Source organism: Hymenobacter sp. UYAg731, from assembly GCF_054061335.1.
In genome coordinates this window covers 125,871-150,307 of record NZ_JBSSEC010000002.1, presented here as the reverse complement: position 1 = coordinate 150,307, position 24,437 = coordinate 125,871, and the positions used below count along the sequence as shown (strand labels likewise).

23 protein-coding genes are annotated in these 24,437 nt (G+C 60.2%); 14 read left to right on the top strand and 9 right to left on the bottom strand.

The window, feature by feature from the left end; all coding sequences use genetic code 11:
- The first annotated feature begins 101 nt into the window (after positions 1-101).
- Together ACVWYF_RS05175 and ACVWYF_RS05170 are read left to right on the top strand one after the other, a co-directional pair.
- Positions 102-788, top strand: a complete 687-nt coding sequence (locus ACVWYF_RS05175) for a hypothetical protein (protein WP_457065327.1) — start codon at positions 102-104, stop codon at positions 786-788.
- A 99-nt stretch (positions 789-887) separates the two neighbouring features.
- Positions 888-1,340 (top strand): PRC-barrel domain-containing protein, encoded by a 453-nt coding sequence (locus tag ACVWYF_RS05170; protein ID WP_457065325.1) that lies wholly within the window; start codon positions 888-890, stop codon positions 1,338-1,340.
- 12 nt (positions 1,341-1,352) lie between these two features.
- Here ACVWYF_RS05170 and ACVWYF_RS05165 read toward each other — a convergent pair whose 3' ends face one another.
- The 3 genes from ACVWYF_RS05165 to ACVWYF_RS05155 form a co-directional block, all read right to left on the bottom strand.
- Positions 1,353-2,546 (bottom strand): T9SS type A sorting domain-containing protein, encoded by a 1,194-nt coding sequence (locus ACVWYF_RS05165; protein WP_457065323.1) that lies wholly within the window; start codon positions 2,544-2,546, stop codon positions 1,353-1,355.
- 133 nt (positions 2,547-2,679) lie between these two features.
- Complete coding sequence (gene hemH, locus ACVWYF_RS05160) at positions 2,680-3,750, bottom strand: ferrochelatase (RefSeq protein ID WP_457065321.1); 1,071 nt, start codon at positions 3,748-3,750, stop codon at positions 2,680-2,682.
- Positions 3,751-3,780: 30 nt separating this feature from the next.
- Entirely contained in the window at positions 3,781-4,335 is a 555-nt protein-coding gene (locus tag ACVWYF_RS05155) for an NADPH-dependent FMN reductase (RefSeq protein ID WP_457065319.1), read from the bottom strand.
- Between the two features lie 94 nt (positions 4,336-4,429).
- Between ACVWYF_RS05155 and ACVWYF_RS05150 the strand changes: the two genes are divergently transcribed.
- Positions 4,430-5,455 (top strand): AraC family transcriptional regulator, encoded by a 1,026-nt coding sequence (locus ACVWYF_RS05150; RefSeq protein ID WP_457065317.1) that lies wholly within the window; start codon positions 4,430-4,432, stop codon positions 5,453-5,455.
- On the opposite strand, the gene ACVWYF_RS05145 is transcribed toward ACVWYF_RS05150, so the two are convergent.
- Positions 5,403-6,446: an NAD-dependent epimerase/dehydratase family protein gene (locus ACVWYF_RS05145; RefSeq protein ID WP_457065315.1), complete on the bottom strand. Its 1,044-nt coding sequence runs from the start codon at positions 6,444-6,446 to the stop codon at positions 5,403-5,405. The genes ACVWYF_RS05150 and ACVWYF_RS05145 overlap by 53 nt on opposite strands.
- Before the next feature lie 318 nt (positions 6,447-6,764).
- Here ACVWYF_RS05145 and era point away from each other — a divergent pair, with 318 nt between their 5' ends.
- The 3 genes from era (at position 6,765) to ACVWYF_RS05130 (ending at position 9,565) form a co-directional block, all read left to right on the top strand.
- Positions 6,765-7,661, top strand: a complete 897-nt coding sequence (gene era / locus ACVWYF_RS05140) for a GTPase Era (protein ID WP_457065313.1) — start codon at positions 6,765-6,767, stop codon at positions 7,659-7,661.
- A 149-nt stretch (positions 7,662-7,810) separates the two neighbouring features.
- A complete protein-coding gene (der, locus tag ACVWYF_RS05135) occupies positions 7,811-9,139 on the top strand; it encodes a ribosome biogenesis GTPase Der (protein WP_457065311.1) in 1,329 nt (442 codons plus the stop codon).
- A gap of 156 nt (positions 9,140-9,295) precedes the next feature.
- The gene (locus ACVWYF_RS05130; RefSeq protein ID WP_457065309.1) at positions 9,296-9,565 is read left to right on the top strand and encodes a hypothetical protein; all 270 of its coding nucleotides are present in this window, start codon (positions 9,296-9,298) and stop codon (positions 9,563-9,565) included.
- 72 nt (positions 9,566-9,637) lie between these two features.
- Here the strand turns inward: ACVWYF_RS05130 and ACVWYF_RS05125 are convergent, their stop codons facing one another.
- From ACVWYF_RS05125 to ACVWYF_RS05105, 5 genes are all read right to left on the bottom strand, one after another.
- Positions 9,638-10,222 carry a hypothetical protein gene (locus ACVWYF_RS05125; protein WP_457065307.1) on the bottom strand — a complete coding sequence of 195 codons (585 nt, stop codon included), beginning with the start codon at positions 10,220-10,222 and terminating at the stop codon, positions 9,638-9,640.
- Between the two features lie 82 nt (positions 10,223-10,304).
- Entirely contained in the window at positions 10,305-10,589 is a 285-nt protein-coding gene (locus tag ACVWYF_RS05120; RefSeq protein ID WP_457065305.1) for a hypothetical protein, read from the bottom strand.
- Positions 10,590-10,603: 14 nt separating this feature from the next.
- Positions 10,604-11,401: an N-acetylmuramic acid 6-phosphate etherase gene (murQ, locus tag ACVWYF_RS05115; RefSeq protein WP_457066501.1), complete on the bottom strand. Its 798-nt coding sequence runs from the start codon at positions 11,399-11,401 to the stop codon at positions 10,604-10,606.
- Positions 11,402-11,475: 74 nt separating this feature from the next.
- The gene (locus ACVWYF_RS05110) at positions 11,476-11,721 is read right to left on the bottom strand and encodes a cytochrome b5 domain-containing protein (protein ID WP_457065303.1); all 246 of its coding nucleotides are present in this window, start codon (positions 11,719-11,721) and stop codon (positions 11,476-11,478) included.
- Positions 11,722-11,731: 10 nt separating this feature from the next.
- Positions 11,732-12,889, bottom strand: a complete 1,158-nt coding sequence (locus ACVWYF_RS05105; protein WP_457065301.1) for a formimidoylglutamase — start codon at positions 12,887-12,889, stop codon at positions 11,732-11,734.
- A 199-nt stretch (positions 12,890-13,088) separates the two neighbouring features.
- Here ACVWYF_RS05105 and ACVWYF_RS05100 point away from each other — a divergent pair, with 199 nt between their 5' ends.
- The 8 genes from ACVWYF_RS05100 to ACVWYF_RS05065 all read left to right on the top strand — a co-directional run bounded on the left by ACVWYF_RS05100 (position 13,089) and on the right by ACVWYF_RS05065 (position 24,401).
- A complete protein-coding gene (locus tag ACVWYF_RS05100) occupies positions 13,089-14,852 on the top strand; it encodes an AMP-dependent synthetase/ligase (protein WP_457065299.1) in 1,764 nt (587 codons plus the stop codon).
- A 12-nt stretch (positions 14,853-14,864) separates the two neighbouring features.
- A complete protein-coding gene (locus ACVWYF_RS05095) occupies positions 14,865-15,761 on the top strand; it encodes a carboxypeptidase-like regulatory domain-containing protein (RefSeq protein ID WP_457065297.1) in 897 nt (298 codons plus the stop codon).
- Positions 15,762-15,876: 115 nt separating this feature from the next.
- Complete coding sequence (locus ACVWYF_RS05090) at positions 15,877-16,356, top strand: MarR family winged helix-turn-helix transcriptional regulator (RefSeq protein ID WP_457065295.1); 480 nt, start codon at positions 15,877-15,879, stop codon at positions 16,354-16,356.
- Positions 16,357-16,460: 104 nt separating this feature from the next.
- Positions 16,461-18,869: a 3-hydroxyacyl-CoA dehydrogenase NAD-binding domain-containing protein gene (locus ACVWYF_RS05085; protein WP_457065293.1), complete on the top strand. Its 2,409-nt coding sequence runs from the start codon at positions 16,461-16,463 to the stop codon at positions 18,867-18,869.
- Between the two features lie 23 nt (positions 18,870-18,892).
- The gene (locus tag ACVWYF_RS05080; RefSeq protein ID WP_457065291.1) at positions 18,893-20,077 is read left to right on the top strand and encodes an acetyl-CoA C-acyltransferase; all 1,185 of its coding nucleotides are present in this window, start codon (positions 18,893-18,895) and stop codon (positions 20,075-20,077) included.
- A gap of 35 nt (positions 20,078-20,112) precedes the next feature.
- Entirely contained in the window at positions 20,113-20,670 is a 558-nt protein-coding gene (locus tag ACVWYF_RS05075; RefSeq protein ID WP_457065289.1) for a hypothetical protein, read from the top strand.
- Positions 20,671-20,886: 216 nt separating this feature from the next.
- Positions 20,887-22,677: an acyl-CoA dehydrogenase family protein gene (locus ACVWYF_RS05070; protein WP_457065287.1), complete on the top strand. Its 1,791-nt coding sequence runs from the start codon at positions 20,887-20,889 to the stop codon at positions 22,675-22,677.
- A gap of 254 nt (positions 22,678-22,931) precedes the next feature.
- Entirely contained in the window at positions 22,932-24,401 is a 1,470-nt protein-coding gene (locus ACVWYF_RS05065; protein ID WP_457065285.1) for a fibronectin type III domain-containing protein, read from the top strand.
- Positions 24,402-24,437 lie beyond the last annotated feature (36 nt).

The following is a 24,437-nucleotide window of genomic DNA, read 5'->3' as shown; positions in this document are numbered from 1 at the left end:
CCTTCGGATGGAGGGCGCGGCCGCAAGTACGCCAATGGCGGGGAAAACTGGCTGTTTTTCGCCGCACTTCGTAGATTCGAGCCATTCTCCCCCTTGCTGGTATGGCTGACATCAATATTCAACGTAAAAAATCGGCTCCCAGCCCGTGGCTGCTGGTGCTGCTGGCGGCCGTAATAGTAGCGGTAGCCGCTTATTTCTTCCTGCGCCCCGACCCGGCCGATGAGCCCGCCCCGCCCGTTGCCATCCCGGAGGCCGCCGCTCCCGCTACTGCCCCGGACACGCTGGCCGCCGCCGCTGCCGTGGACCAGGCTACGCGCCGCGCCGCCATCAATGGCATTCCGCAGGGCGATACTGCCCAAGAGGCAACTTCAGCCGGTAGCTCCGAAACCGCCGCTTCCCTGGCCACGCAGGCCGCCTCCGACCCCGCCGCGCCCGGCTATGCCCTGAATGGCCTGCAAAAACTGACTGGCGTGTTGGTGTCACTCACCGACCGCGACGACCTGCGCGACGCCACCACCACCGAGCAGCGCGACAACCTGACCAGCGCCACCGCCCGCCTCGGCGAGCCCAATACCAGCCTGCGCCCCGGCTTCGTGGCGGCGGCGGGCCTTATTCGGGCCATGCAGCAAAAGGCTTACCCCGACTTGGAAACCCAGGCCAATGCGTTGGCAAGCCTCGCGGGCCAGCTGTCCGGCCGCAGCACTACCGCGGCCGAGCAGCGCCAGAACCAACAATTCCTGACCCAGGCCGCCGCCGCCGTCCGGGTACTCAGCGAGCCGAAACAATAAAAGCTGTAATGGGCATTGGGTAGCCAGTGGTCAGGTGCCCATCTAGCCTGATTAACTGGCCTGACTACTGAATACCCGTTACTGGATATAAATTGCCTCATGGAAACTCCCGTCCTGCGCCGCTTGCGCGACCTCACCGATTTCGAAGTAGCCGATGGCAATCCCGACGTGCGCGGCTGGACCGTGCGCGGCAGCGACGGCCAGGCCTTGGGCACCGTGTTCGAGCTGATTGTGGAGCCCGAGGCCATGAAAGTGCGCTACCTGGATGTGGAGCTGGATGCCCGATTCAACGTCGACGAGCACGAAAATCATATTCTACTGCCCATTGGGGCGGCTTCGCTGGATGAGGACGGCGACAATGTATTCGTGCCCGCGCTCAATGCCGAGTCGGTGCTGAACTATCCGCACTACGTCGAACTCCAGATTACCCGCGAGTACGAAGAAGCCATGCTGCGGGCGCTGGGCAAAGGGGCTGCCCCGGCTAACTCCCTCTTTTACAAGCAGGATTCGTTTGACGCCAACAGCTTTTATAATCGCCGCCGGGCCTCCTGAGCCGGCCGGAGATTATTGCCGCGCGATGCGGCGCGTGAGCACCTGGCCATTGGGCAGGCGCAGGCTGAGCACATAGAGGCCCGGAGCCAGCCCGGCCGTTTGCACGCGCAGGGCACCCGCCCCGGCCGCCGTGCTGGTCACCACGAATTCCTGCCCCACGGCATTGTGGCAGCGGATGTCAGTGGGCAGCACATTGCCGCTGATGAAAATGGCATCGGTGCTGGGGTTGGGATAGATGCTGAAATCTGCCTCGGTGGCGCGGCGGGTGGCGGTAGCGGTGCGGTTGGGCGTGGCCAGCCAGATGGTGGCGTTGAGCAGGATGCGGGCGTGGTCGCCGTTGGCTTCGGCCGCCCAGCCATCATACAGGTTGTTGCCGGGCGCGCCCGAGCCGTCGTCGGGCGGTGACGAATCGCCGAGGGCGGCCACCCGGCCCTGGCCGTAACGGGCGTGCGCCACAATGGCCCCGGTGGTGCCGGTAGTGGCCGCGCCGGGCTTGAACAAGGCCCCACGCACGCTGGCATTGGCGGTGGGAGCGAGGGTGAGGCTGGCCCCGTTGTGGTATTCCATGGCCACGGGGTTGCCGGCGGGGCCGTGCAGCAGCGAGTCGGTGGGCGTGACGGCCGCGCCCACGCCAGTGGTGAAGGAGAGATTATTAAGGTCGAAGGTGATGCCGAAGGGATTGGCGGGGCTGGCCGAGGCCATGAGGTCGTTCCAGATGGCGGGCGAGTCCCAGCCATCATTGTTGCGGTCGGAAATGGTGTGGTCCGAAATCATGAACAGGCCGCCGCCGTTGCGCACGTAGTTGAGAATGGCCGTTTTTTCGGCGGCAGTATAGCGCGTATTGGGCTCATCCACGATGTAGGCCGCGTAGTAGTGCAGGTCTTGGGCATTGGTGGCATCGTTGTAAGTGATGCGGCCGCTGCCGGGCAGCGTTTCCACTTGGTAGCCGCGCTTCACCAGGGCAATGCCCCAGGAGGAAAGCGCGCCGGTCCAGTAGCCCTCGGGTGTGCTGGCCGTGACGGTGCTTTGCGCCGGTGTGGGCAGGCGCTGCGGGCTGCCCGAAACGTCGGCATCAATCACCCAATCGGCGTTGCCGGCCGTTTCGGCTTTGGTCGCGTCAAATAATATTTTAACGGCCTGCTGAGCCCGGGCCTGAGTGCTGGCGAGCAGGGCAAAGGCAAGTGCTAAAGGGTAGTGAAAGCGCATCTACGTGGGAATTTTTTTAAGAACGAAACCTTAAAGTTATATAAGGTGCCGTTCATAGAAATATAAAAATAAAAGAAGGCGCTACTGAGCCAAGCTCAACAGCGCCTTCCCCAGCCACGCCATTATCCGCGCCCTAATTCCGCCGAATCATGTCGGCTACGGCCTCCACCCACTGCGGCTCCGAGTTCAGCGAAGGCACCAACTGCCAATGGCCGCCGCCCGCTTCCTCAAACAACTCTTTGAATTCCTCGCCCACTTCAATGGTCGTTTCTAAGCAGTCGGCCACGAAGGCGGGACTGAAGGCCAGCACGTTCTTGATGCCTTTGGCGGGCATCGGCTTTAGCGCCTCATCGGTGTAGGGTTGCAGCCACGGGTCGCGCAGGCGGCTTTGCAGGCGGCTTTGGAAGGCTACCGTGTACTGCTCGGATTGTAGGCCCAGGCCCGCCGCCACCAGACGCGAGGTAGCGAAGCACTGGGCACGGTAGCAATACTGATTCGTAGGCGTGAGCGTGTCGCAGCAGCTACCGAAGCGGCAGTAGTTGGTGGGGTCGCCCTTCTTGACGTGGCGCTCTGGGATGCCGTGGTAGCTGAACACGACGTGGTCGTAGTGCTGCTTGTCCATCTCGGCCCGGCCGCGCGCCACGATGGTGGCGATGAAGCCGGGGTCGGTGGCAAACTGGCTGATGAAGCTGATGCTGGGCACAATCCACCAGTCTTTCACGATGTCCATCACCTTCTCCTGCACCGAGCCCGTGCTGGCCGACGCATACTGCGGAAACAGCGGCAGCACAATGATGCGCTCCACGTTGGCGGCCCGCAGCTCCTCCAAGGCCTTCTCTACGCTGGGTTTCTGGTAACGCATCCCGAAGGCCACCACGTAGCCCTCGCCCAACTCGGCCTGCACCTTTTCCTGTAAGTCAAGCCCGTGGAAGAGCAGCGGCGAGCCACGCTCCGTCCACAATTCCTTGTAAATCTTGGCCGATTTGGGGGCCCGCAGCGGCACCACCAGTCCCTGAAACAGTGGGTAACGAATAGCAGCCGGCATGTCCACCACCCGGCCATCGGTGAGGAATTCGTTGAGGTAGCGGCGCACGTCGGGCGTGTTAGGCGAGTCGGGGGTGCCAAGGTTCACGAGGAGCACGCCGATGCGGCGGGCCATCGAAACCGGCGCGGTAACAGGAGCAGGGGCAACAGAAGGAGTCATAGGGCAAAGGTCCGAAGGAATGAAGTCACATTAAGCGGCGGCGGGCGCAGCCGGTACGGTTGCCGCCAGCGCCGCCACGGCCACCCGGAGCTGCGCGGCCAGGGCTGGGTCGGTTACCATACCGGCCGCGTTGAGTTTCGTTCGCACCAGCGGCACGGCAAACGCGGCGACTGGCACCACGGCCGCGCCCAGTGCTTCCAGCGTCAGGAGCAGACTGCTACGAGCCCGCTCGCCGCCCAGAGCCGAGGGCGAGGCGCTGAGCACACCCGTTGGCTTGCCATAGAAACTGCCGGCTGATACCAACCAGTCCAAGGCGTTTTTCAGGCTGCCGGGCATGCCGTAGGCGTACTCGGGCGTGGCGAGGAGCACGGCATCGGCCGCCGCCACTTGGGCGCGCAGGGCGAACACAGCGGGCGGCGGCACCGCGCCGGCACCGTCGAGGTCGGGACTGAACAGGGGTAGGTCGAGGATGGCTTCGTAAAAAGCAAACGCTACGCCCGCCGGTGCCCCGGCTGCCGCCGCGTGCAGCAGCTGGCCTACCGCCGAGCCCGGCCGAGGGCTGCCCGAAAAAGCAAGAATCGTCATCAGTAGCAGAGGCGTGAGTCTGACAAACCACCCGGCCCGCCGCTTGGTTTAGCCGCCGGCCCGTACTTGCGGTCGGATTCACCCGCTGCCCCTCATGACGCCGCCCAATACCCTCGCCGTTTCGTCGCTGAACCTGCTGCTTGGAGCGGCCGCCCAGCGCGGGGCAGACGTGCCGGCCCTGTGCCGGGCCGTGGGCTATTACCCCAACCCCGCCGCCGGGCCCGATGACCGGGTGCCCATCACCACCATCCAGCGCCTGTGGCCGCTCATTATCGCCGCCACCGCCGACCCGTACCTCGACCTGCACCTCGGCCGCCTCGTCAATTTCGCCACCGCCGGCACCCTGGCCTACGTCATGATGCACGCCCCCACGGTAGCCGCTGCCCTGGCGCAGCTGTGCCGCTACCAGGATTTAGCTTGTGAAGGCGTGCGTACCCGTCTGCAGCCAGCCGCCGAATGGCCAGGCGGCGCGTGGCTGACGCTGGAGCTAACCAGCGCCGACATCATCTATCCGCAGTACGTCCTCAACTCGGAGCTTTCGCTCTACATCGCGGCCCTGGCGGTGCTCACCGGCCAGCCCGTGGCCCCGCGTGCTGTGCGCCTGGCTTACCCGCCCCCCGCCAATACGCTAGAGCATGAGCAGGCATTCGGTACCCAGGCGCTGGCATTCAACGCGCTGGTTTCGGGAGTAGCCTTCGATGCGGCGACGCTGGCGTTACCCGTGCGCCACGCCAACCCCGCCCTGTTTCCGTTATTCGAGCAGCACGCCACGGCGCTGCTGGCCCAGCTGTCGGCCCAGTTGCCCACGCTGCCCGAGCAGGTGCGGGCTGAAATCGTGCGTCGGCTCAAAGGTGAAGCCCCCACGCTGGCCGCCGTGGCTGACCACCTGTGCCTGGGCGTGCGCACGTTGCAGCTCAAGCTCCGGGAAGCGGGCCATACCTACCAGCAGCTGCTCGACGAGGTGCGCCAGAACCTGGCCCAGCGCCACCTGCGCGAGCCCCACATCAGCACCACCGACATTGCCTACCTGCTGGGGTATTCGGAACCCAGCGTGTTTGTCCGCTCCTTCAAAAAATGGACGGGACGAACGCCGGGCGCGTTTCGGCGGCAGGCGGCGTAGCCCCGCCCGCCGGCTCAAATACCCGGTGCAGCCGGTGTTCGGCAAACCACCGCAGGGTAGTAGCAATGGCCTCATCGAGGGGCGTTTCGCGCCATTGGGGCAGGCGGTGGCGCAACGCCGAGTCATCCACCAAAATGCTTTGGTCGTAGAGGTACAGCATCTCTTTCATGGCCTTCATCATCGGCATAAACGGGGCCAGCACCGTGAATAGCCAGCGCGGCAGCACCCGCACCCGCGCTGTGGGCTGTCCGGCCACCTGGCTGATTCGGGTGAAAAACGCCCGCACCGACGGCGTGGTTTGTCCAGCGTAGTTCACCACTTCGTAGGCCTCGCGGGGGCCTTCCGCCAGCAGGCGGCTGATGATTTCGGCGGCATCGGGCGTGTACACGAACTGGTGCGGCAGGTCGGCCGTCACCAGCCACGGCATCGCCTTGCCCAGCAATGCCCCCTCAAAAATCGGAATCGTGCCCTCGTTCACCACCGTTGGCCCCCAGAAATCAGGCATCCGCACGTTCAGGACGCGGCAGCGGCCAGCGCGGGCGGCCTGGGCCAGCAGCAGCTCCTGCCGCACCCGGATTGCCCCTTTTTTGGTAATGGGCGCAGGCCGCGAATCCTCCCGGATGGGCGTAGTCAGGCCGAAATTGTAGATGTTGCCGGGGAACACAATCAGCGCCTGCTCCTGGCTGGCGGCTTCAATCACGTTTTGGGTCATGCGCTCCTGCGTGCCCTCCCATTGGTGGTACGGGTAGTTGATGCCGTGGAAAATGACGTCGTGCCCCCGGCTCACTTCCAACAGGCGCGGCAGGTCTTCGGCATCGCCGGCTTCAATGGTGAGGTTGGCGGGCGTGCCAAACAGCGCCCGCGCTTTGGCGGGCGTGCGGGCCAGCAGTGTCACGCGGTAGCTTTTGCCCAGCAGGTTGAGGGCCACGGCCTGGCCAATGCTGCCCGTGCCGCCGAGCACGAGCACGCGGGTTTGCGAGGGAGTTTTCATGGTTTTGGAATGAGGGTGAAGTAGGGCTCAAAGGTCCGGCCCGGCCCCGGCGGCCTCAATGACAATTCCCGCAAATCGGATTGACCAAAAGCGAAATTCTGCGGGCCTCAGTGAGCGAACCAGTCCGGCATGCCGAGCGCAGCCGAGGCACCGCGCGTGAGGTAGTAATTCAATTGCTGGGCAAGAGCATTAGTAGTGGCACGCGAGATGCCTCGGCTACGCTCGGCATGCCGGACTGGCTTCCTTCTTCGGCCCCATCCTAGCTTTTCCGCCCCGCAAGCCGTACCTTTGCGGCCCTGATTATCAAACCCATCCATCGTGAACCCCGAAACTAAACCCCACCGCGCCGGCTTCGTGAGCATCATTGGCAAGCCCAATGTGGGCAAGTCCACGCTCATGAATGCGCTGGTGGGCGAGCGGCTCAGCATCGTCACGAGCAAGGCCCAGACCACGCGTCACCGCATCCTGGGTATTCTCAACGGCGATGATTTCCAGCTGATTTATTCCGATACGCCCGGCATTATCCAGCCCAAATACGAGCTGCACAACGCCATGATGAGCTTCGTGTATTCGTCGCTCGAAGATGCCGACGTGGTGCTCTTCGTGACCGATATCTACGAGAAGCACGACGAGGAGCCCGTAGTGGAGCGCCTGCGCAAAATGGTGGATACCCCCATCATTCTCCTCGTCAACAAAATTGACCAGGCCAACCAGGAAGAAGTTGCCGCCAAGCTGGTCTACTGGAAAGAGCAGCTCCCCAACGCCGCCGAAGTGCTTCCCATCTCGGCCCTCAAGCAGTTCGGTACCGACGGCGTGCTGCAGCTCGTGATGGAGCGCCTGCCCATCCACCCGCCCTACTACCCCAAAGACGAGCTAACCGACAAGCCCGAGCGCTTCTTCGCCGCCGAAATGGTGCGCGAGAAAATCTTCAAGCTCTATAAAAAAGAAATTCCCTACAGCTGCGAGGTCGTTATCGAAGAGTTTAAGGAAGAGGAAGATATCATCCGCATTCGCGGCATCATTTACGTTGAGCGCAACTCCCAGAAAGGCATCGTTATCGGCCAGGGCGGCGAGGCGTTGAAAAAGGTCGGCACTTGGGCGCGGGAGGAAATGGAGAAGTTTTTCCAGAAGAAAGTCTTCCTCGAAATGTACGTGAAAGTGAACGAGAACTGGCGCACCGACGCGAAAGCATTGAGCCGGTTTGGCTACCAATAGCCTGTAGCGCGGACTTTGTAGTCCGCGACCCAACAATTATTCAATTCGCGGAATACAAAGTCCGCGCTACAATATTTCCGACCATCTAAAACTAAATAACCCCGGGCACTGCCGAATCTAGGTCGGGTCGGCGGCTGGGGCCACACAACATGTCAAAGCAGAACACCATCGCCATCGTGGGGCGGCCCAACGTGGGCAAATCCACGCTATTCAACCGCCTCGTGGGCCAGCGCAAGGCCATTATGGACAACGAGAGCGGCGTCACCCGCGACCGCCACTACGGCTACGGCGACTGGATTGGCAAGAACTTCACCGTGATTGACACGGGTGGTTACGTGCATAATTCGGAAGATATTTTCGAGGGCGAAATAAACAAGCAGGTGAAGCTGGCCATTGAAGAGGCCGACGTCATCCTGTTCATGGTGGACGCCGAAGCCGGCGTACACGGCCTCGATGAGGAGTTTGCGCACGTATTGCGCCGCTACATCAGCAAGAAGCCCATCTATATGGTGGCCAACAAGGCCGATACCAACCTGCGCGCCAACGGCGTGGGCGAGTTCTACTCGCTGGGCCTGGGCGACGGCGAAATCTACGCCATCAGCAGCGCCAACGGCCACGGCACCGGCGAATTGCTGGACGCCGTGGTGGCCAACTTTGACGAGCCCGGCGAGGAAGAGCCGGAGTCGGAAATCCCGCGCATTGCCGTGGTAGGCCGCCCCAACGTGGGCAAATCCAGCCTCGTGAACCTGCTGCTCGGCGAAGACCGCAGCATCGTGACCGAAATTGCCGGCACCACCCGCGACTCGATTTCGGCGCGCTACAATGCCTTCGGCAAGGAGTTTATTCTGGTGGACACGGCCGGTTTGCGCCGCAAGGCCAAGGTGAGTGAGGACGTGGAATTCTATGCCAACATGCGTAGCCTGCGTGCCCTGGAAGAGTGCGACGTCTGCATCGTGATGCTGGACGCCAGCCGCGGCATCGAGGCGCAGGACGTGAACATCATCACCCTGGCCGATAAAAACCGCAAGGGCATCGTGATTCTGGTGAACAAGTGGGACCTGGTGGAAAACAAGGAAACCAATACTTCTAAGGAGTTCGAGGCGAAAATTCTGGAAAAGATTGCGCCCATTGCGTATATCCCCGTCGTTTTCATTTCGGTGCTGAACAAGCAGCGCGTACATAAGGCCATCGAAACGGCCATCGAAGTGTACCACAACAAGCGCCGCAAAATCCCGACCTCGCAGTTGAACGACATCATGCTGAAGGAGATTGAGAAGTACGGCCCGCCCGCCCTCAAAGGCAAAATGATTCGCATCAAGTACGTGACGCAGCTGCCCACGCACAACCCCGTGTTCGCCTTCTTCGCCAACCTGCCGCAGTACGTGCAGACCAACTACGTGCGCTACCTCGAAAACCGGATGCGCGAGCATTTCGACTTCACGGGCGTGCCCATCGGCATCCTGTTCCGCAAGAAGTAAGCGGGCTGGTGCGGCCTCATAAATTCTTCACAATTTTTTTCAGGTAGCGGGTTACCTTCTTTAAGAGGAGGTATAAAGCCCCGAATTTGAAGGTAAGCTTCGGCCAAACCTTTAAAACTTGCTTGAAAATCAACCACATTTAAAACAAACCCCAAGATGAAAAAAGTATTGTTCCTCGCCCTGGCCCTCGGTTCGTTCACCTTCACTTCGTGCGACAGCAAGAAAGAAGATGCACAAGAGCAGGTTGGCGAAAACGTGAAAGACGCTGGCGAAGCCAAAGCTGATGCCATGGAAGACAAGGCTGACATGGTGCGTGACTCGGCTGATGCCAAAGGCGAAGCCATCCAGGACAACGCTGACAAAATGGACGCTGCTGGTGCTCCCGCTACCACCACGACCACCACGACCGAAGAAGTTAAGAAGTAATTCTTGCCTCCTGGTTAATAAAAAAGCCTCTCCGGCAACGGAGAGGCTTTTTTGCGTTTAATGCTTAATAGTTTACAGCGCGGTTTCGGGCAGCCCCAGGCGGCGGTTCAGCAAGCCATCCACTACTTCAAACAGCCGGCGCGGCTCGTAGGTGCGCCAGGGCAGGTCGTCGAGCTGGCCGCCGAAGTTGACGTAGTTGTCCACGTTGTACTGCTTCATCTCGCGCAGCACGTGCTCCTGAAAATTGATGCCCGCAATCCAGCCGTCTTCCACGTCCTCGTACCATTCTTCATAATAATCGTCTTCGGCACCGTGGAAGTTGAACACGTTTTCGCCGATGAGAATGAACTTGCGGATGCCCTCATGCACCAGAATATCGATGATATTCCGCTTGAGCTCCATGATGTCGTTTTCGATGGCGTCGTTCCACTCGCCAATAAATTCGAGCACGGCAATGCCCAGCTCGTAGTCGGCAAAGAGTATTTTGAAGAACAGCGTGTCCGACCCCAGACTGTCCCACTGCGGGTGGATGTAGTAGCCGTAGATGGTATTGGTGTAAGTGTCGAGGCTGTTTTCGGCCTCGAAAAGGGGAGAGCGCGGGTCGTCGGAGGCCGAGTATTGCTCAATCCAGTTGTAGTGCGGCTCGATGGTGTGCATGGGCTGGCAGGGGAGGGGACAGCCGTATCCGTTTCCGAAACGGCTGCCGCTTTAGAAGCAAAAGGTGTTTTCTGCTAACCCATTATTCCGCGCTGCGGTTCGCCAAAAGGCTGGTCAGGATGGTAGCCCAGAACATCAGACCCGGGAAAGCCAGCACTGCCGCCAGCAGGCCCAGCAAGGCCCGGTGCTGGACAAAAGCCCGATACGCCAGCAGTACCAGCAGGATACTGCTGGCCGCGAAAACGACATTATAAATCGCATCAAACCACGGCTTATCCAGCATTTCCGGGAGCGGCTGATACAGGCACATCAGCAGCAGTACCTGAAGCAAGCTGAGCAGTCCAATCCCAATTTTAAGGCCGGCCATATGGGGTGCCAGGACTATTTGCGCGCTTCCAGGGCGGCCCGCACGCTGCCGTGCTGCTTCAGCAGCCGGGCGGCTGCGGCTTGCTCAATGCCGAGCTCGTCCATCAGCATGCGTTCGCCGCGGTCCACCAGCTTCACGTTGGAAAGCTTCATGTCGACCATCTTATTACCGCGCACGTAGCCGAGGCGGATGAAAGTGGCGGTGGTGAGCATGTTGAGCACCATTTTCTGGGCGGAGCCGGCTTTGAGGCGCGTGCTGCCCGTGATGAACTCCGGCCCGGTCACCACTTCCACCGGAAACTCTGCCGCCGCCGCCACGGCCGAACCCGCGTTGCAGACCACGCAGCCGGTGGCTAGGCCCGCCGCCCGCGCCCGCGTCAGCCCGCCGATAACGTAGGGGGTGCGGCCCGATGCCGCAATGCCCACCAGCACGTCTTTGGCGGTGATGTTGTGGGTTTGCAGGTCCTTCCAGGCCTGTTCGGCGTCGTCCTCGGCGCCTTCTACGGCTACCCGAATGGCCCCGTCGCCACCAGCCATCAGGCCCACCACCATCTCGGCGGGCACGCCAAAAGTAGGCGGGCACTCCGAGGCATCGACCACGCCCAGCCGCCCGCTGGTGCCCGCTCCGATGTAGAACAAGCGCCCGCCCTCGCGCAGCCGGGCCACCGTGGCTTCTACCAGTGCCTCAATCTGCGGCAGGGCCTTCGCCACCGTTACGGGCACGGTATGGTCGAGGCGGTTGATGCCGGCCAGCAGCTCGGTGGTCGACAGCGTTTCAAGATTGTTGAATTCGGAGGGGGCTTCGGTGGTCATCATTGCGAGTAGAACAGGCGTTGGCTTGTTCAGGAAAAGGAGTAGGTCAGGCGGTGAAAAAGCTGAAGCATGTGCTACAGCAGTTGTCCCACAACGGGAAAATTGTCGAATACGTTGGCCGTGTGCGGCGCGTCTTTGTCCAGCTCGGCGGTGAGGTCCTGGCCGGCCCAGTGCTCGTAGTGGTTGCCGCGCCGCCACAGCCGGGAGCGGCTCACGTCGTAAATCTGCCCCTGATACGCCACCCAGATTTCGTCGCGGTCCTGACCGTTGCGCAGGGCAAGCTGGCGAATGGTGTAGGTGGGGATGGCTGAAATTTCCATTATCAAATCACTAGCTCAGCAGCGCCTGCAGGCGAATCCAGCGTTGTGGCAGGTCGCCCTGCGAGGCGTTCAGGTAGTCCTCATACGTGCAGGGCACCACGCGCTTGGTGGCATTGTCGCCGAGGCGCTCCACTTCCATCCACCACTTCTCGGCGCGGCGCGATTTGTAGAACACCAGCTTATCGGGGTTGCCGGGCAACACCACGGTGTAGGTGAGGAAGCGGAAGGTGCCGAAGCCGGTTTCGGGCTTGCGGTGGTAAAAGCCTTCCACAAAATACCAGAGCATGGTGGCAATGGTGGCGGCGGCCAGGCCGTTAGCGTCCACATCGGCGCGGTAGCCGTAGAGGCCGAAAGAGCTAAGCTGCTCGTTGTGGCCGGCATACCAGCAGAGCTGGGTGGCTTCCTCATTGCCCAGGCCGAAGGGATTGGCGGGGTAGTAGCCCGGCGAGTCCTGCCAGCGGATGGCGGCAATGTCCACGCTCATAAAATCGGCCTGGCGCACCAGCGGCTCGGCCAGGCGGCGGTCGGCGCGCACCTCGCCCACGCTCATGGTGTCAAAATGCAGCTTTTCGAGGGCCACCATCACCTCGGGCGGGGCCAGGTATTGCTGGTGGCCGAGGTGGGCCAGGCTGAATACGATGTTGGGCTCATGCACCAGCAGGCGGCGCAGGTGGCTTTCTTCGGGTGGGGTGCCGGGGCCGGGCTCGGCCATGTCGGGCCGCGAATCCACTATCGTCACGTTGATGGTGCGGTTCTGCACCTCGTAGGCCAGAAACTGGCCATAGTCCAAATCGTGGCTGCCGCCGAGCAGGATGGGCACCGTGTTTTCTTCCAGCAGCGCCCCAATTATTTCGCGCAGGCGTTGGTAGGTGTCTTCTAAAGTGAGACCGGGCCGCAGGTTGCCAAGGTCAACTAAGCGGAGCAGGCCCGAGCCTTTTTGCAGCTGATAAAAGCGCTGGCGCACTTCGTTGGGGCCGTGGCGCCGGGCATTGGGGGGGCCGGCCGCGCTGCCGCGCCACTCATCCAGCCCGATGAGGGCCAGGTCGGCGGTGCGCCAGTCGGGAAACGTTTCGGTGAAGCGGGTGGCGTAGGCCGCCAGCGTGGTTGGCGCGGGCGCGGCCTCGGTCAGCGTTTCCGGCAGCGGGTCAAAAAACAGGGCCAGATTCATTGGGAGCGGGAATGCTAGAGCCCAAAATTACACCCAAAAAAGCCGGCTTTTGGGGCTTTTTGAGCGTTTTTGCTACTCATTTGGTTCTGCCCCGTAATCTGCCTGCTGCGGCCGGGATTGTGTTCACCATCGCGCAGCCCCAAAAAAAGCGCTTTATTTAAGCTGAAATTCACGCCATTCGCCTTATCTGACCCCACCCATGGACGTTCGTCGCGCCTTTGATATCCTAACCCACCAAATTGCCGAGTCGCCCAAGCCCGACGCCCTGGCCTCCAAAATCGACGGTAAATGGGTGCCCATCAGCAGCCAGCAGCTGCTGGACCAGGTCAATCTGGTGTCGCTCGGCTTGGTTTCGCTCGGCCTCAAACGCGGCGATAAAGTAGCCATTATCAGCATGAACCGCCCCGAGTGGATGATGGCCGACTTCGGTATCTCCCAAATAGGGGCCACCAGCGTGCCGATGTACCCAAGCATCACCGTCGAGGACTACAAGTACATCTTCACCGATGCTGGCGTGCGGGCCGTGTTCGTAGCCGATAAAAAGCTGTTCGACAAGGTACACGAAGCCACTGAAGGCCTCGATATTCCCGCCGAAAATATTTTCACCTTCGATAAAGTTGCGGGTGCCCGCCATTTCAGCGAGCTGCTGGAAATGGGCCAAAAAGGCAAGGCCGCCGACCTGGAGCCCCTGAAAGCTGCCGTGGAGCCCGACGATTTGCTCACGCTCATTTATACCAGTGGTACCACCGGCCAGCCCAAGGGCGTGATGCTCACGCACGATAACATCCTGAGCAACTGCCGCAACTCGCAACGCTTCGTGCCCGTCACGAAGAATGATAAGGCCCTGAGCTTCCTGCCGCTCTGCCACATTTTTGAGCGCATGGTGACCTACCTGTACATGATAAACGGCGTGAGTATCTACTACGCCGAAAACATGGACGTCATCGCCGATAACCTGCGCGAAGTGAAGCCCGAAATCTTCACCACTGTGCCGCGCCTGCTGGAGAAAGTATATGATAAAATCGTGCAGAAGGGCCACGAACTGGAGGGAATCAAGAAAAGCCTGTTCTTCTGGGCCCTGGATTTAGGCCTGAAATACGACACCCAAAAGGACCAGGGCTTTCTCTATAATACACAGCTGGCGCTGGCCAACAAGCTCATTTTCAACAAATGGCGTGAGGCCTTGGGCGGCAACCTGCGCTGCATCGTGAGCGGCGGCGGGGCCTTGCAGCCTCGCCTGGCCCGCGTGTTCTGGGCCGCCGGCATTCGGGTGATGGAAGGCTACGGCCTCACCGAAACCTCGCCCGTAATTGCGGTGGGCGGCTACGAGCCGGAGAATAACATGATTGGCACCGTTGGCCCGCTCATCGACAACATGGAGGTGAAAATCGCCGCCGACGGGGAGATTCTGACCAAATCGGCTTCTGTAATGAAGGGCTACTACAACCAGCCCGAGCTCACGGCCAAGGAATTTGACGAGGAAGGCTGGTTCCACACCGGCGACATTGGCGAGCTGGTGAACGGCAAGTTCCTGAAAATCACCGACCGCAAGAAGGAGATGTTCAAGACTTCGGGCGGCAAGTACATTGCCCCGCAGGTCATCGAAGGCAAGCTCAAGGAAGACCCCCTCATTGAGCAGGCCATGGTGGTGGGGGCCGATATGAAGTATGCCTCCGCGCTGGTCATTCCGTCTTTCTCCGACCTCAAAGGCTGGTGCAAGCGCAACGGCGTGCCCGATGGCCCGAACGAGGAGCTGGTGAAAAACCCCAAAATCGTGGACCTCTACGAGGGCTTGGTGAAGAAATACAATCAGAGCTTTGCCCAGTGGGAGCAAGTGAAAAAAATCACCCTTCTGCCCGAGCTCTGGACGGTAGAAACCGGCGAAATGACCCCCACCATGAAGGTGAAGCGCAAGGTTATTACCGAAAATCACAAGCAGGCCATTGAGGGGATGTATTCGTAGCCTGAAGAAGCAATGAAAAAAAAGCCCCCGCTTGTATCAGGCGGGGGCTTTCTTGTTTTAGCTTTGCTCCTTTATTTTCCACCATCTATTTCACCTTCATACGTGAGTAACCTTTCCAAATTCGCCTGCCTCGCACTGAGCGCAGCACTCCTACTAAACGGCTGCAAAGGTAAAGACGGGGACCCCGGACCTGCCGGGGCAGCGGGCGCTACCGGAGCTACCGGTACAGCCGGTACAGCTGGTACTTCCGGCCAAAACCTGACGGGTACTTTATTCGGCTTCGTTGCACCTAGCGACGAGTATGGCAATTTGCTGACCAAAAGCGGCGTTACGGTGACGCTGGAAGGTGTGACGCCCGCTGCTACCGCAACTACCAATGCCGACGGCCGCTACGAATTCACTAACCTGCGCAACGGTACGTACAACTTGAGCTTCTCCCGCACCGGCTTGGCAACCGTGCGCCGCCTTGGCGTAGCCCACGTAGGCGGAGACCAGCCGACATTCCTCGGCACCAATAGCATTTCGGCTCCTTCTACGACCACGCTCGGTAACCTTTCGGTCAGCGGCCAGAGCGCTACCAGCGTTACGTTAAACATCCCTTACACCAACCCTGGCACGCCCAGTGGATTGTTCACCCGATTGGCTATTTACGCCAGCAGCAGTCCTGGTGTAACGGCTGCCAACGGCTCGCTACTAACTATTTATTCAGTTAGTTCCAGTCCCCTAATTGCTGGGTTTACCAAAGCAACTTTCAACAGTGCCGGTTTTGCCAGTGGCACCGCGGTGTACATGGTGGTGTACGGTGCGCCCGCTGTGCTCACGACATTTACTGACCCCCTGACCGGCCGTCTCACTTATAACGGCCTCACGGCCGTTTCGTCTAATCAGGTTGCGTTCATTGTGCCGTAACCGGCGCGGTTGATAGAAAGGCTAAAGAGGCACCCCACCGGGTGCCTCTTTTTTTATGATATAGTATGCAAGCCTAACAAATTTTTCGTAAGTTTACCGCACTATCAGCCCGCCCATGAAACCCGAAGAAACCGTCGATTACAACATAAAAGTGGCTTGGCACGCGATTTCGCGGATGTACAACACCCAGGCAGCTCAGAACGATATTACCACGAGCATTGGCTTCGTGCTGCTGAATATCGACCAAGAGCGCGGCACGCCGGCCACCAAAATCGCCCCACTGCTGGGCCTCGAAACCCGCAGTCTCACCCGCATCCTGCGGAGCATGGAGGAAAAAGGACTGATTTATAAGCAGGCCGACTCCGTGGATAAACGCTCGGTTCGCATTTTCCTGACCGAACTGGGCTTGGAGAAAAAGGAGGTTTCGCGCCAGACGGTGCGCCACTTCAACCTGAAAATCCGGGAAAAAATATCGCAAAGCCAACTGGACGTTTTCTTCAAAGTTTCGGCCCAGATTACGAGCATGATTGAGGGCAAAACCCTCTTCGAGGAATTCGTGCTGAAACCGCTGCGCACCGAATCTTCGGCATCTTAAGCCACGCGACAATACCATAAAGAACGTCATGCTGAGCGCCGCCGAAGCATGACGTTCTATTATTCATAACCAACCCACCTCACCACCCCTTAAAGAGAAAGAGGATGAATCGAACCATCAAGAAAGTGGCCGTGCTCGGCTCCGGCGTTATGGGCTCGCGCATTGCCTGTCATTTTGCCAACATTGGCGTACAGGTGCTGCTGCTCGACATTGCGCCCAAAGAGCTGATGCCTGACGAGGAGAAAAAGGGCCTGAAACTGGAGGCTCCCGCCGTGCGCAACCGCATTGTGAATGCCGCGTTGCAGGCCGCAATCGTTGCCAACCCCTCGCCGCTCTACCGCAAGGCCGACGCCAGCCGCATCAAAACCGGCAACTTCGACGATAACCTCAAAGAAATTGCTACCTGCGACTGGACGATTGAGGTGGTAATCGAGCGCCTCGATATCAAAAAGAGCCTTTACGAGCGGGTAGAGCAGTTTCGCAAGCCCGGCACGCTGATTACCAGCAACACTAGCGGCATCCCCATTCACCTGCTAGCCGAGGGCCGCTCGGAGGATTTTAAGCAGCACTTCGCCGGCACGCACTTCTTCAACCCGCCGCGCTATTTGAAGCTGCTGGAAATCATTCCCACGCCGGACACCAAGCCGGAGGTGCTGGATTTCCTGCAACACTACGGCGATTTGTACCTGGGCAAAACGGTGGTTTTGGCTAAGGACACCCCCGGCTTCATCGCCAACCGCGTGGGCGTGTTCGCCCTGCTCGATGCCATGCAGACTATGCAGAAGCTGGGCCTGACTGTGGAGGAAACCGACAAGCTGACCGGCCCGGTGATTGGCCACGCCAAGTCGGCCACGTTGCGCACTTCGGATGTGGTGGGTTTGGATACGACCATCAACGTGGCCAACGGCCTGGCCCAGGGTCTGCCGGATGATGAGGCCAAAGACGTGTTCGTGTTGCCCGATTTCGTGCAGAAAATGGGCGAGAGCAAGTGGCTGGGCGACAAAACCGGCCAGGGATTCTACAAGAAAGTGAAGGGTGAAGGCGGCAAGTCGGAAATCCACGCGCTCGACCTTAGTACGATGGAGTACAAGCCGAGCCAGAAGGTGAAATTCGCCACGCTGGAGATGACCAAAACCATCGAAAGGCTTGCTGACCGCTTCAAGGTGCTGGTGAGTGGCAAGGACAAGGCGGGTGAGTTTTACCGCCTAAGCTTCGGCAGTCTCTTTTCCTACGTGAGCAACCGCATTCCCGAAATATCGGACGAACTGTACAAGCTGGACGATGCCCTCCGTGCCGGTTTCGGCTGGGAAATGGGGCCGTTTGAAACCTGGGATGCGCTGGGCGTGCAAGCCGGTCTCGACTTGGCCAAGGCCGCCGGCCGTACTCCCGCCCCGTGGGTGGCGGAAATGCTGGCTGCCGGCAATACCTCGTTCTATAAAGTGTCTGAAGCTGGCGTGCGCCAGTTCTACGACATCGCCTCGAAAAGCTACCAGTCGGTGCCGGGCGTGGAGAATTTCATCATTCTCGACAACCTGCGGGCCAGCGGCAAGGTGCTGTGGAAAAACTCGGGTGCCTCGGTTATCGACCTCGGCGACGGCATCCTGAACGTGGAGTTCCACTCGAAGATGAATTCGCTGGGAACCGACGTTATCCAGGGCCTGCTAAAAGGCGTGGAGATGGCGGAAGCCGGCTACCGTGGCCTTGTGGTAGGCAACGACGCGCCGAACTTCTCGGCCGGGGCCAACCTCGGCCTCGTGTACATGCAGGCGCTGGACCAGGATTTCGACGAGTTGAACATGATGATTCAGCAGTTCCAGCAGGCCATGATGCGGATGCGCTACAGCAGCATCCCGGTGGTGGGCACCCCGCACGGCCTCACGCTGGGCGGCGGCTGCGAGCTGAACCTGCACTGCGACCGCGTGGTGGCAGCCGCCGAATCCTACATCGGCCTCGTGGAATTCGGCGTGGGCCTGATTCCCGGCGGCGGTGGCACCAAGGAAATGACCCTGCGCACGGCCGCCAAGTACGAAGACGGCGAGCCCGAATTCAACCTGCTGCGCAACACCTACATGACCATCAGCACGGCCAAGGTTTCGACCTCCGCCGCCGAGGCCTTCGACTTGGGCTTCCTGCGCCGGGGCGACGAAGTGGTGCTGAATAGCAACCGCGTCATTGCCCAGGCCAAGGCTGCCGCCATCGATATGGCCGATGCCGGCTACACCCAGCCCGTGCAGAAAACCAACATCAAAGTACACGGCAAAGGCGCGCTGGCCATGTTCAAAACCGGCGTATACGCCATGCAGCAAGGCAACTACATCTCGACCCACGACCAGCTTATTGCCGATAAACTGGCTTACGTGATGTGCGGCGGCGATTTGTCGTCGCCCACCGAAGTGAGCGAGCAGTACCTGCTGGATTTGGAGCGCGAGGCGTTCCTGTCATTGTGCGGCGAGCGCAAGACGCTGGAGCGGATTCAGAGCATTCTGACGACTGGCAAGCCGCTGCGCAATTAATTCATTTTGAATCGATAAAGAACATGTCTAACACCGCATATATCGTAGCCGGCTACCGCACGGCCGTGGGCAAAGCCCCGCGCGGCACCTTCCGCTTCACCCGGCCCGACGACCTCGCCGCCGCCGTTATCAAGCACCTCGTGGCCCAGGTGCCCGCCCTCGACCCCACGCGGATTGACGACGTTATCGTCGGCAATGCCGTGCCCGAAGCCGAGCAGGGCCTGCAAATGGGCCGCCTGATTTCGCTGCTGGCCCTGCCTATCAACGTCCCCGGCCTTATCGTGAACCGCTACTGCGGCTCCGGCGTGGAAACCATTGCTATGGCCGTGGGTAAAATCTCGGCCGGCATGGCCGATTGCATCGTGGCCGGTGGCACCGAGAGCATGAGCATGGTGCCCACCGTGGGCTGGAAAACCGTTCCCAACTACAAGCTGGCGATGGCGCACCCCGACTACTACATGGGCATGGGTCTCACCGCCGAAGCCGTGGCCAACGACTACAAAATCAGCCGCCAGGACCAGGACGAATTCTCCTACCAGTCGCATCAGAAGGCCATCAAAGCCATAGCGGCCGGCAAGTTTGCCAAGAGCATTGTGCCCATCACAGTAGAGGAAACCTATGTGGACCAGGCCACCGGCAAGAAGAAAAACCGCTCCTACGTGGTGGATACCGACGAAGGCCCCCGCGCCGATACCTCCGTGGAAGCCCTCGCCAAGCTGCGCCCCGTGTTCGCCGCCAACGGCACCGTGACCGCCGGCAACTCCTCCCAAACCTCCGACGGCGCGGCCTTCGTGCTTGTGATGTCGGAGCGCATGGTGAAGGAGCTGAACTTGGAGCCCATCGCCCGCATGGTGAACTACGCCACCGAAGGCGTCGACCCGCGCATCATGGGCATGGGCCCCATCAAAGCCGTGCCGAAAGTCCTCAAGCAAGCCGGCCTGAAACTCGACGACATCGACCTGTTTGAGTTGAACGAAGCCTTCGCTTCGCAATCTCTGGCCGTGGTCCGTGAGCTGGGCATTGACCCCGAGAAACTGAACGTGAACGGCGGTGCCATTGCCCTCGGCCACCCGCTGGGCTGTTCCGGCGCCAAGCTCAGCATCCAACTCTTCGATGATTTGCGCGAGCGCGGCAAGAAGTACGGCATCGTCACGGCCTGCGTGGGCGGTGGCCAGGGCGTCGCCGGCATCTACGAGCTGCTGAAGTAGCTATAGTTATTTAAAAGAACATCATGCTGAACGCAGTGAAGCACCTCTACCACTGTAGTAATCAGTTCCGATTGCAACGTAGTGGGATAGATGCTTCAATCGGCTACAAAGCCGCTGTAGTTTGCTGGCTCATGTTCGTGAGTCTAGGGATTTCAACAGCGCAAGCTCAGCGGTTTGATTTTGCGGCCAAAGAAGCTATTAAGATTCCCACTCCAATCGAACTCCAAATCCGCCATTATATCGAATTACATGATGGCGTCAATCTTAAAATCTTCGCAGGTCAATACCAGTACATCCCTGTTTTTAATGTACTCAACCGTTCGCAGAAACAGTTTTCAGATGGCATCTATTTCTTCACTTGGGGCTCTCATGATTCTGGCCGACTTCTAATCAATCAAAAAGGCAGAATCGTAATTCTGAGAAATGAGTCAGTAGCTGATATCACGACTGATTACAACAGTTTCTTAAAGCAGCATCAGCTACCTAAAGCTACACAGCTAGCTTACTTGTCAGCCATTTCAGCTTTTATGCAGTTTCGATACAAAGACCAGCAAGCACTAATCAAGAGCGGTGCTTTGATGGAATTAAAATGATACTCGCGACTTGTCCCAAAATACTTAGGCTGCCTTAGGCACGCCTACTATATCGGCGAAAGAAAACCCCGTGCAACCGGGGTTTTCTTTCGCCGATATAGTAGGCGTGCCTAACATTTTTTCTTAACTTGCAACACTAAACCGCTGGCCTCGTTGTTTCTCTAACTAGTAGGCTAGCCTAACAATTTTCAACTCCACACCCCACCCCAAACCGTCATGGAAGTAACGCAGCAAGCCAGCCTGAAAGGCGGCGAATTTATTATCAAGCCGACCGATGCCCAGAGCGTCTTCACCCCGGCCGACTTTACTGAAGAGCAGAACATGATGCACCAAACGTGTATCGACTTCGTGGCTGCTGAAGTTACCCCTCTGCTCGACCGTCTCGACAGCCACGAGGAAGGCCTTATGCGCGGCCTGATGGAGAAAGCCGGCCAGCTCGGCCTGTTCGGCGTGAGCATTCCCGAGCAATTCGGTGGACTGGACATGGACTTCCCCACGGCCCTGCGCGTGACCGAAGGCTTGGGCGGCGGCCACTCGTTCCCGGTGGCATTTGCGGCGCATACGGGCATCGCCATGCTGCCCATCCTGTACTTCGGCAACGACGAGCAGAAGGCTAAGTACCTGCCCGGCCTCACCGATGGCAGCCTGATGGGCGCGTATTGCCTCACCGAGCCCGGCTCCGGCTCCGATGCTTTGGGGGCTAAAACCAAAGCCGTCCTTAATGCCGAAGGCACGCACTACGTGCTGAACGGCCAGAAAATGTGGATTACGAACGCCGGCTTTGCTGATGTGTTCATCGTGTTTGCCCAGATTGACGGCGACAAGTTTACCGGCTTCATCGTGGACAAAGACACGCCCGGCCTGAGCCTCGGCAACGAGGAGCACAAGATGGGCATCAAGGGCAGCAGCACCCGTCAGGTGTTCCTGACCGATGCGCAGGTGCCCAAGGAGAACGTGCTCGGCGAGATTGGCAAAGGCCACCTCATCGCCTTCAACGTGCTGAACATCGGCCGCATCAAGCTAGCGGCGGCCTGCCTGGGCGCTACCAAAATGGCGGCTGATTTGAGCGTGAAATACGCCAACGAGCGGGTGCAGTTCAAAATGCCCATCTCGAAATTTGGCGCGATTCGCTACAAGCTGGCGCAGCAGGCCATCCGCATCTACGCCGTGGAATCGGCCATTTACCGTGCGGGCTCCGACATCTACCGCATGGAGCAGCAGCTCATTGCCGAAGGCAAAGGCTCGAACGAGGCCCTGCTGGGCGCAGCCCGCGAGTTTGCCGTGGAGTGCGCCATTCTGAAAGTGGAAGGCTCGGAAGTGCTCGACTACGTGGTGGATGAAGGTGTGCAAATTTACGGTGGCTACGGCTTCTCGGCCGACTACCCGATGGACCGCGCCTACCGGGATTCGCGCATCAACCGCATCTTCGAAGGCACCAACGAAATCAATCGCCTGCTGGCTGTTGACATGATTTTGAAGAAGGGACTGAAAGGTGAAATCGACCTGATGGGCCCTGCCCAGGCCGTGCAGCAAGAGCTGCTGAGCATCCCGAGCATGAGCCAGGACGAGGAAACCGGCCTGTTCAGCAAGGAAATGAAGACCATCGGCAACCTGAAAAAGGCCATCCTGATGGTGGCTGGCTCGGCCGTGCAGAAGTTCACCGCCACCCTCGCCAAGGAGCAGGAGCTGCTGATGAACATCGCCGACATGTCCATCAAAGTCTATATCGCTGAAAGCACCCTGCTCCGCGTGGAGAAGGAGGCCGCTGCCAAAGGTGAAGAGGCCATGTCGGTGGAAGCTGATATTGCCCGCGTGTACCTGGCTGATGCCGTGGACATTGTGGAGAAAGCTGGCAAAGATGCCATCGGCAGCATGGCCGAGGGCGACGAGCAGCGCCTGCTGCTCATGGGCCTGAAGCGCTTCACCAAAACCGAATTGCTGAACGTGAAAGAGGCCCGTCGCCGCATCGCGGCCAAGCTGATTACGGCCAACGAGTACGCCGTCTAGACCACGGATTCGCTCGGGTTTTCCGGATTTTCCGGATTTTGTGGATGATTAAAGAAGGCCGCTCCTGGGTTCAGGGGCGGCCTTTTTGCGTTGGTGGGGCTGGGGGGAGAGGGGCGTTAACTCATTGATGAATTGGGTCGTATCAATAAAAGATGACTGGCCCCGGCAACCTTTTGCTGGCGTGGCTGGTCTGAAAAAAAGCCCGGCGCAGCGGCGGGGTTTGGTTTCCTCTTTCCCTTTTTTTCTCTCTCCTTATGAAACGCATTGCTACTCTCTGCTTCTTGCTGCTGATGGCCCTGCTTGGGCTGCGGCCCCTGGCCCAGGCCCAGACCTGTGCGGCTCCTACCAACGTGGTGGCCAGCAGCCTGAGCCCCGGCACGGCCGCCGTCAGCTTCACGCCCTCGGCCACTGCCACCAGCTACACCGTGCGCTACTACTGGGCGTATGATTCGCTGATGACGAACGTGATGAGCGTCAACACGACCACTTCGCCGGTCACCATCACGGGCCTGCGGGGGCAGACGTATTACCGGGTGTCGGTGGTGAGCAACTGCGCGGGCGGCCTCACCACGGCCTCGCCCTGGACGGTGTTTTACACCAGCGGCGGGGGCACGGTGGGGTGCGGCGCGGTCACCAACCTGTCGAACGTCAGCTCCACCCCCAGCACATCAACGGTTAGCTTCACGCCGGTGGCGGGGGCGCTGAACTACACGGTGCGCTACCATTTGTACAACGATACCACCACCATCGGGACGATGACGGTGAGCGGGTCGCCGCTGGTGTTCACCGGCCTGGCGGCGGGCGCTACCTACGGATTCACCATCGTGGCGCACTGCGCCAGTGGGCCATCGGCGGCGGCTTCCGGCTTCTTTAGCTCGCAGTACGTAGCGCCGGGCTGCGCGGCTATCAGCAACGTGAGCACCATTACGACCAGCTACATGGCCTCGGTGAGCTTCACGCCGGTGCCGGGGGTGGCCTCGTATTTTGCGCAGTACCACGCGGTGGGCAGCAGCATGGTGTACCGCCAAACGGCCACGGGCTCGCCCATTGTGTTCGCCACCCTGCAGCCGGGCACCAGCTACACGGCCGAGATTTTCAGCAATTGCAGCACCGGCGGCTACCAGTCGCCGCCCGCCACGGTCAACTTCACGGCGCCGTACCTGAACAACTGCGCCCCGGCCAGCAACGTGGTGGTGACGGCCACCAGCCCCACCACGGCCACCGTCACCTTCACGCCCGGCGCGGGCAACGCCACCTTCCGAATCATCAGCTACGCGTACCCCGATTCTTCGGTAGTCACTACCAACGCCTCGCCCGCCGTGCTCACCGGGCTGGTGCCGGGCCGCACCTACTACATCAGGGTAATCAGCGGGTGCGGCACGGGCAGCAACGTCGCCTATGGCGTTGGCTCCACGCCGGTCACGTTCGTGTTCCGGGGGGCTTTGGCGGCCCGCGCCGCCCTGGGGGCCGGCACCGTGGAGGTGTATCCGAACCCCGCGCACCGCAGCGCCAGCCTGGTGCTGCCGGCCGTGGCCGGCGCGGCCCAGGCCCGCCTCACCCTCCTCAACGCCCTGGGCCAGGCCGTGCGCACCCAAACCATCGCGCTGCTGAAAGCCGGCGAAACCCGCACCCAGCTCGACCTCGCCGATGTGCCCCCCGGCCTCTACACCCTGCGGGTAGCCGCCGGCGGCCAAACCGCCAGCCAGCGCCTGGCCGTAGAGTAGCGCCGGCGCGCCCCCCGAAGATTGAAGCCAAAGAAA

What these genes read in the sequence shown, in the direction of transcription:
- ACVWYF_RS05175 (WP_457065327.1), top strand. Translation starts at nt 102, where the DNA reads ATGGCTGACATCAATATTCAACGTAAAAAATCGGCTCCCAGCCCGTGG.
- ACVWYF_RS05170 (WP_457065325.1), top strand. Translation starts at nt 888, where the DNA reads ATGGAAACTCCCGTCCTGCGCCGCTTGCGCGACCTCACCGATTTCGAA.
- ACVWYF_RS05165 (WP_457065323.1), bottom strand. Translation starts at nt 2,546, where the DNA reads ATGCGCTTTCACTACCCTTTAGCACTTGCCTTTGCCCTGCTCGCCAGC.
- hemH (WP_457065321.1), bottom strand. Translation starts at nt 3,750, where the DNA reads ATGACTCCTTCTGTTGCCCCTGCTCCTGTTACCGCGCCGGTTTCGATG.
- ACVWYF_RS05155 (WP_457065319.1), bottom strand. Translation starts at nt 4,335, where the DNA reads ATGACGATTCTTGCTTTTTCGGGCAGCCCTCGGCCGGGCTCGGCGGTA.
- ACVWYF_RS05150 (WP_457065317.1), top strand. Translation starts at nt 4,430, where the DNA reads ATGACGCCGCCCAATACCCTCGCCGTTTCGTCGCTGAACCTGCTGCTT.
- ACVWYF_RS05145 (WP_457065315.1), bottom strand. Translation starts at nt 6,446, where the DNA reads ATGAAAACTCCCTCGCAAACCCGCGTGCTCGTGCTCGGCGGCACGGGC.
- der (WP_457065311.1), top strand. Translation starts at nt 7,811, where the DNA reads ATGTCAAAGCAGAACACCATCGCCATCGTGGGGCGGCCCAACGTGGGC.
- ACVWYF_RS05130 (WP_457065309.1), top strand. Translation starts at nt 9,296, where the DNA reads ATGAAAAAAGTATTGTTCCTCGCCCTGGCCCTCGGTTCGTTCACCTTC.
- ACVWYF_RS05125 (WP_457065307.1), bottom strand. Translation starts at nt 10,222, where the DNA reads ATGCACACCATCGAGCCGCACTACAACTGGATTGAGCAATACTCGGCC.
- ACVWYF_RS05120 (WP_457065305.1), bottom strand. Translation starts at nt 10,589, where the DNA reads ATGGCCGGCCTTAAAATTGGGATTGGACTGCTCAGCTTGCTTCAGGTA.
- murQ (WP_457066501.1), bottom strand. Translation starts at nt 11,401, where the DNA reads ATGACCACCGAAGCCCCCTCCGAATTCAACAATCTTGAAACGCTGTCG.
- ACVWYF_RS05110 (WP_457065303.1), bottom strand. Translation starts at nt 11,721, where the DNA reads ATGGAAATTTCAGCCATCCCCACCTACACCATTCGCCAGCTTGCCCTG.
- ACVWYF_RS05105 (WP_457065301.1), bottom strand. Translation starts at nt 12,889, where the DNA reads ATGAATCTGGCCCTGTTTTTTGACCCGCTGCCGGAAACGCTGACCGAG.
- ACVWYF_RS05100 (WP_457065299.1), top strand. Translation starts at nt 13,089, where the DNA reads ATGGACGTTCGTCGCGCCTTTGATATCCTAACCCACCAAATTGCCGAG.
- ACVWYF_RS05095 (WP_457065297.1), top strand. Translation starts at nt 14,865, where the DNA reads ATGAAAAAAAAGCCCCCGCTTGTATCAGGCGGGGGCTTTCTTGTTTTA.
- ACVWYF_RS05090 (WP_457065295.1), top strand. Translation starts at nt 15,877, where the DNA reads ATGAAACCCGAAGAAACCGTCGATTACAACATAAAAGTGGCTTGGCAC.
- ACVWYF_RS05085 (WP_457065293.1), top strand. Translation starts at nt 16,461, where the DNA reads ATGAATCGAACCATCAAGAAAGTGGCCGTGCTCGGCTCCGGCGTTATG.
- ACVWYF_RS05080 (WP_457065291.1), top strand. Translation starts at nt 18,893, where the DNA reads ATGTCTAACACCGCATATATCGTAGCCGGCTACCGCACGGCCGTGGGC.
- ACVWYF_RS05070 (WP_457065287.1), top strand. Translation starts at nt 20,887, where the DNA reads ATGGAAGTAACGCAGCAAGCCAGCCTGAAAGGCGGCGAATTTATTATC.
- ACVWYF_RS05065 (WP_457065285.1), top strand. Translation starts at nt 22,932, where the DNA reads ATGAAACGCATTGCTACTCTCTGCTTCTTGCTGCTGATGGCCCTGCTT.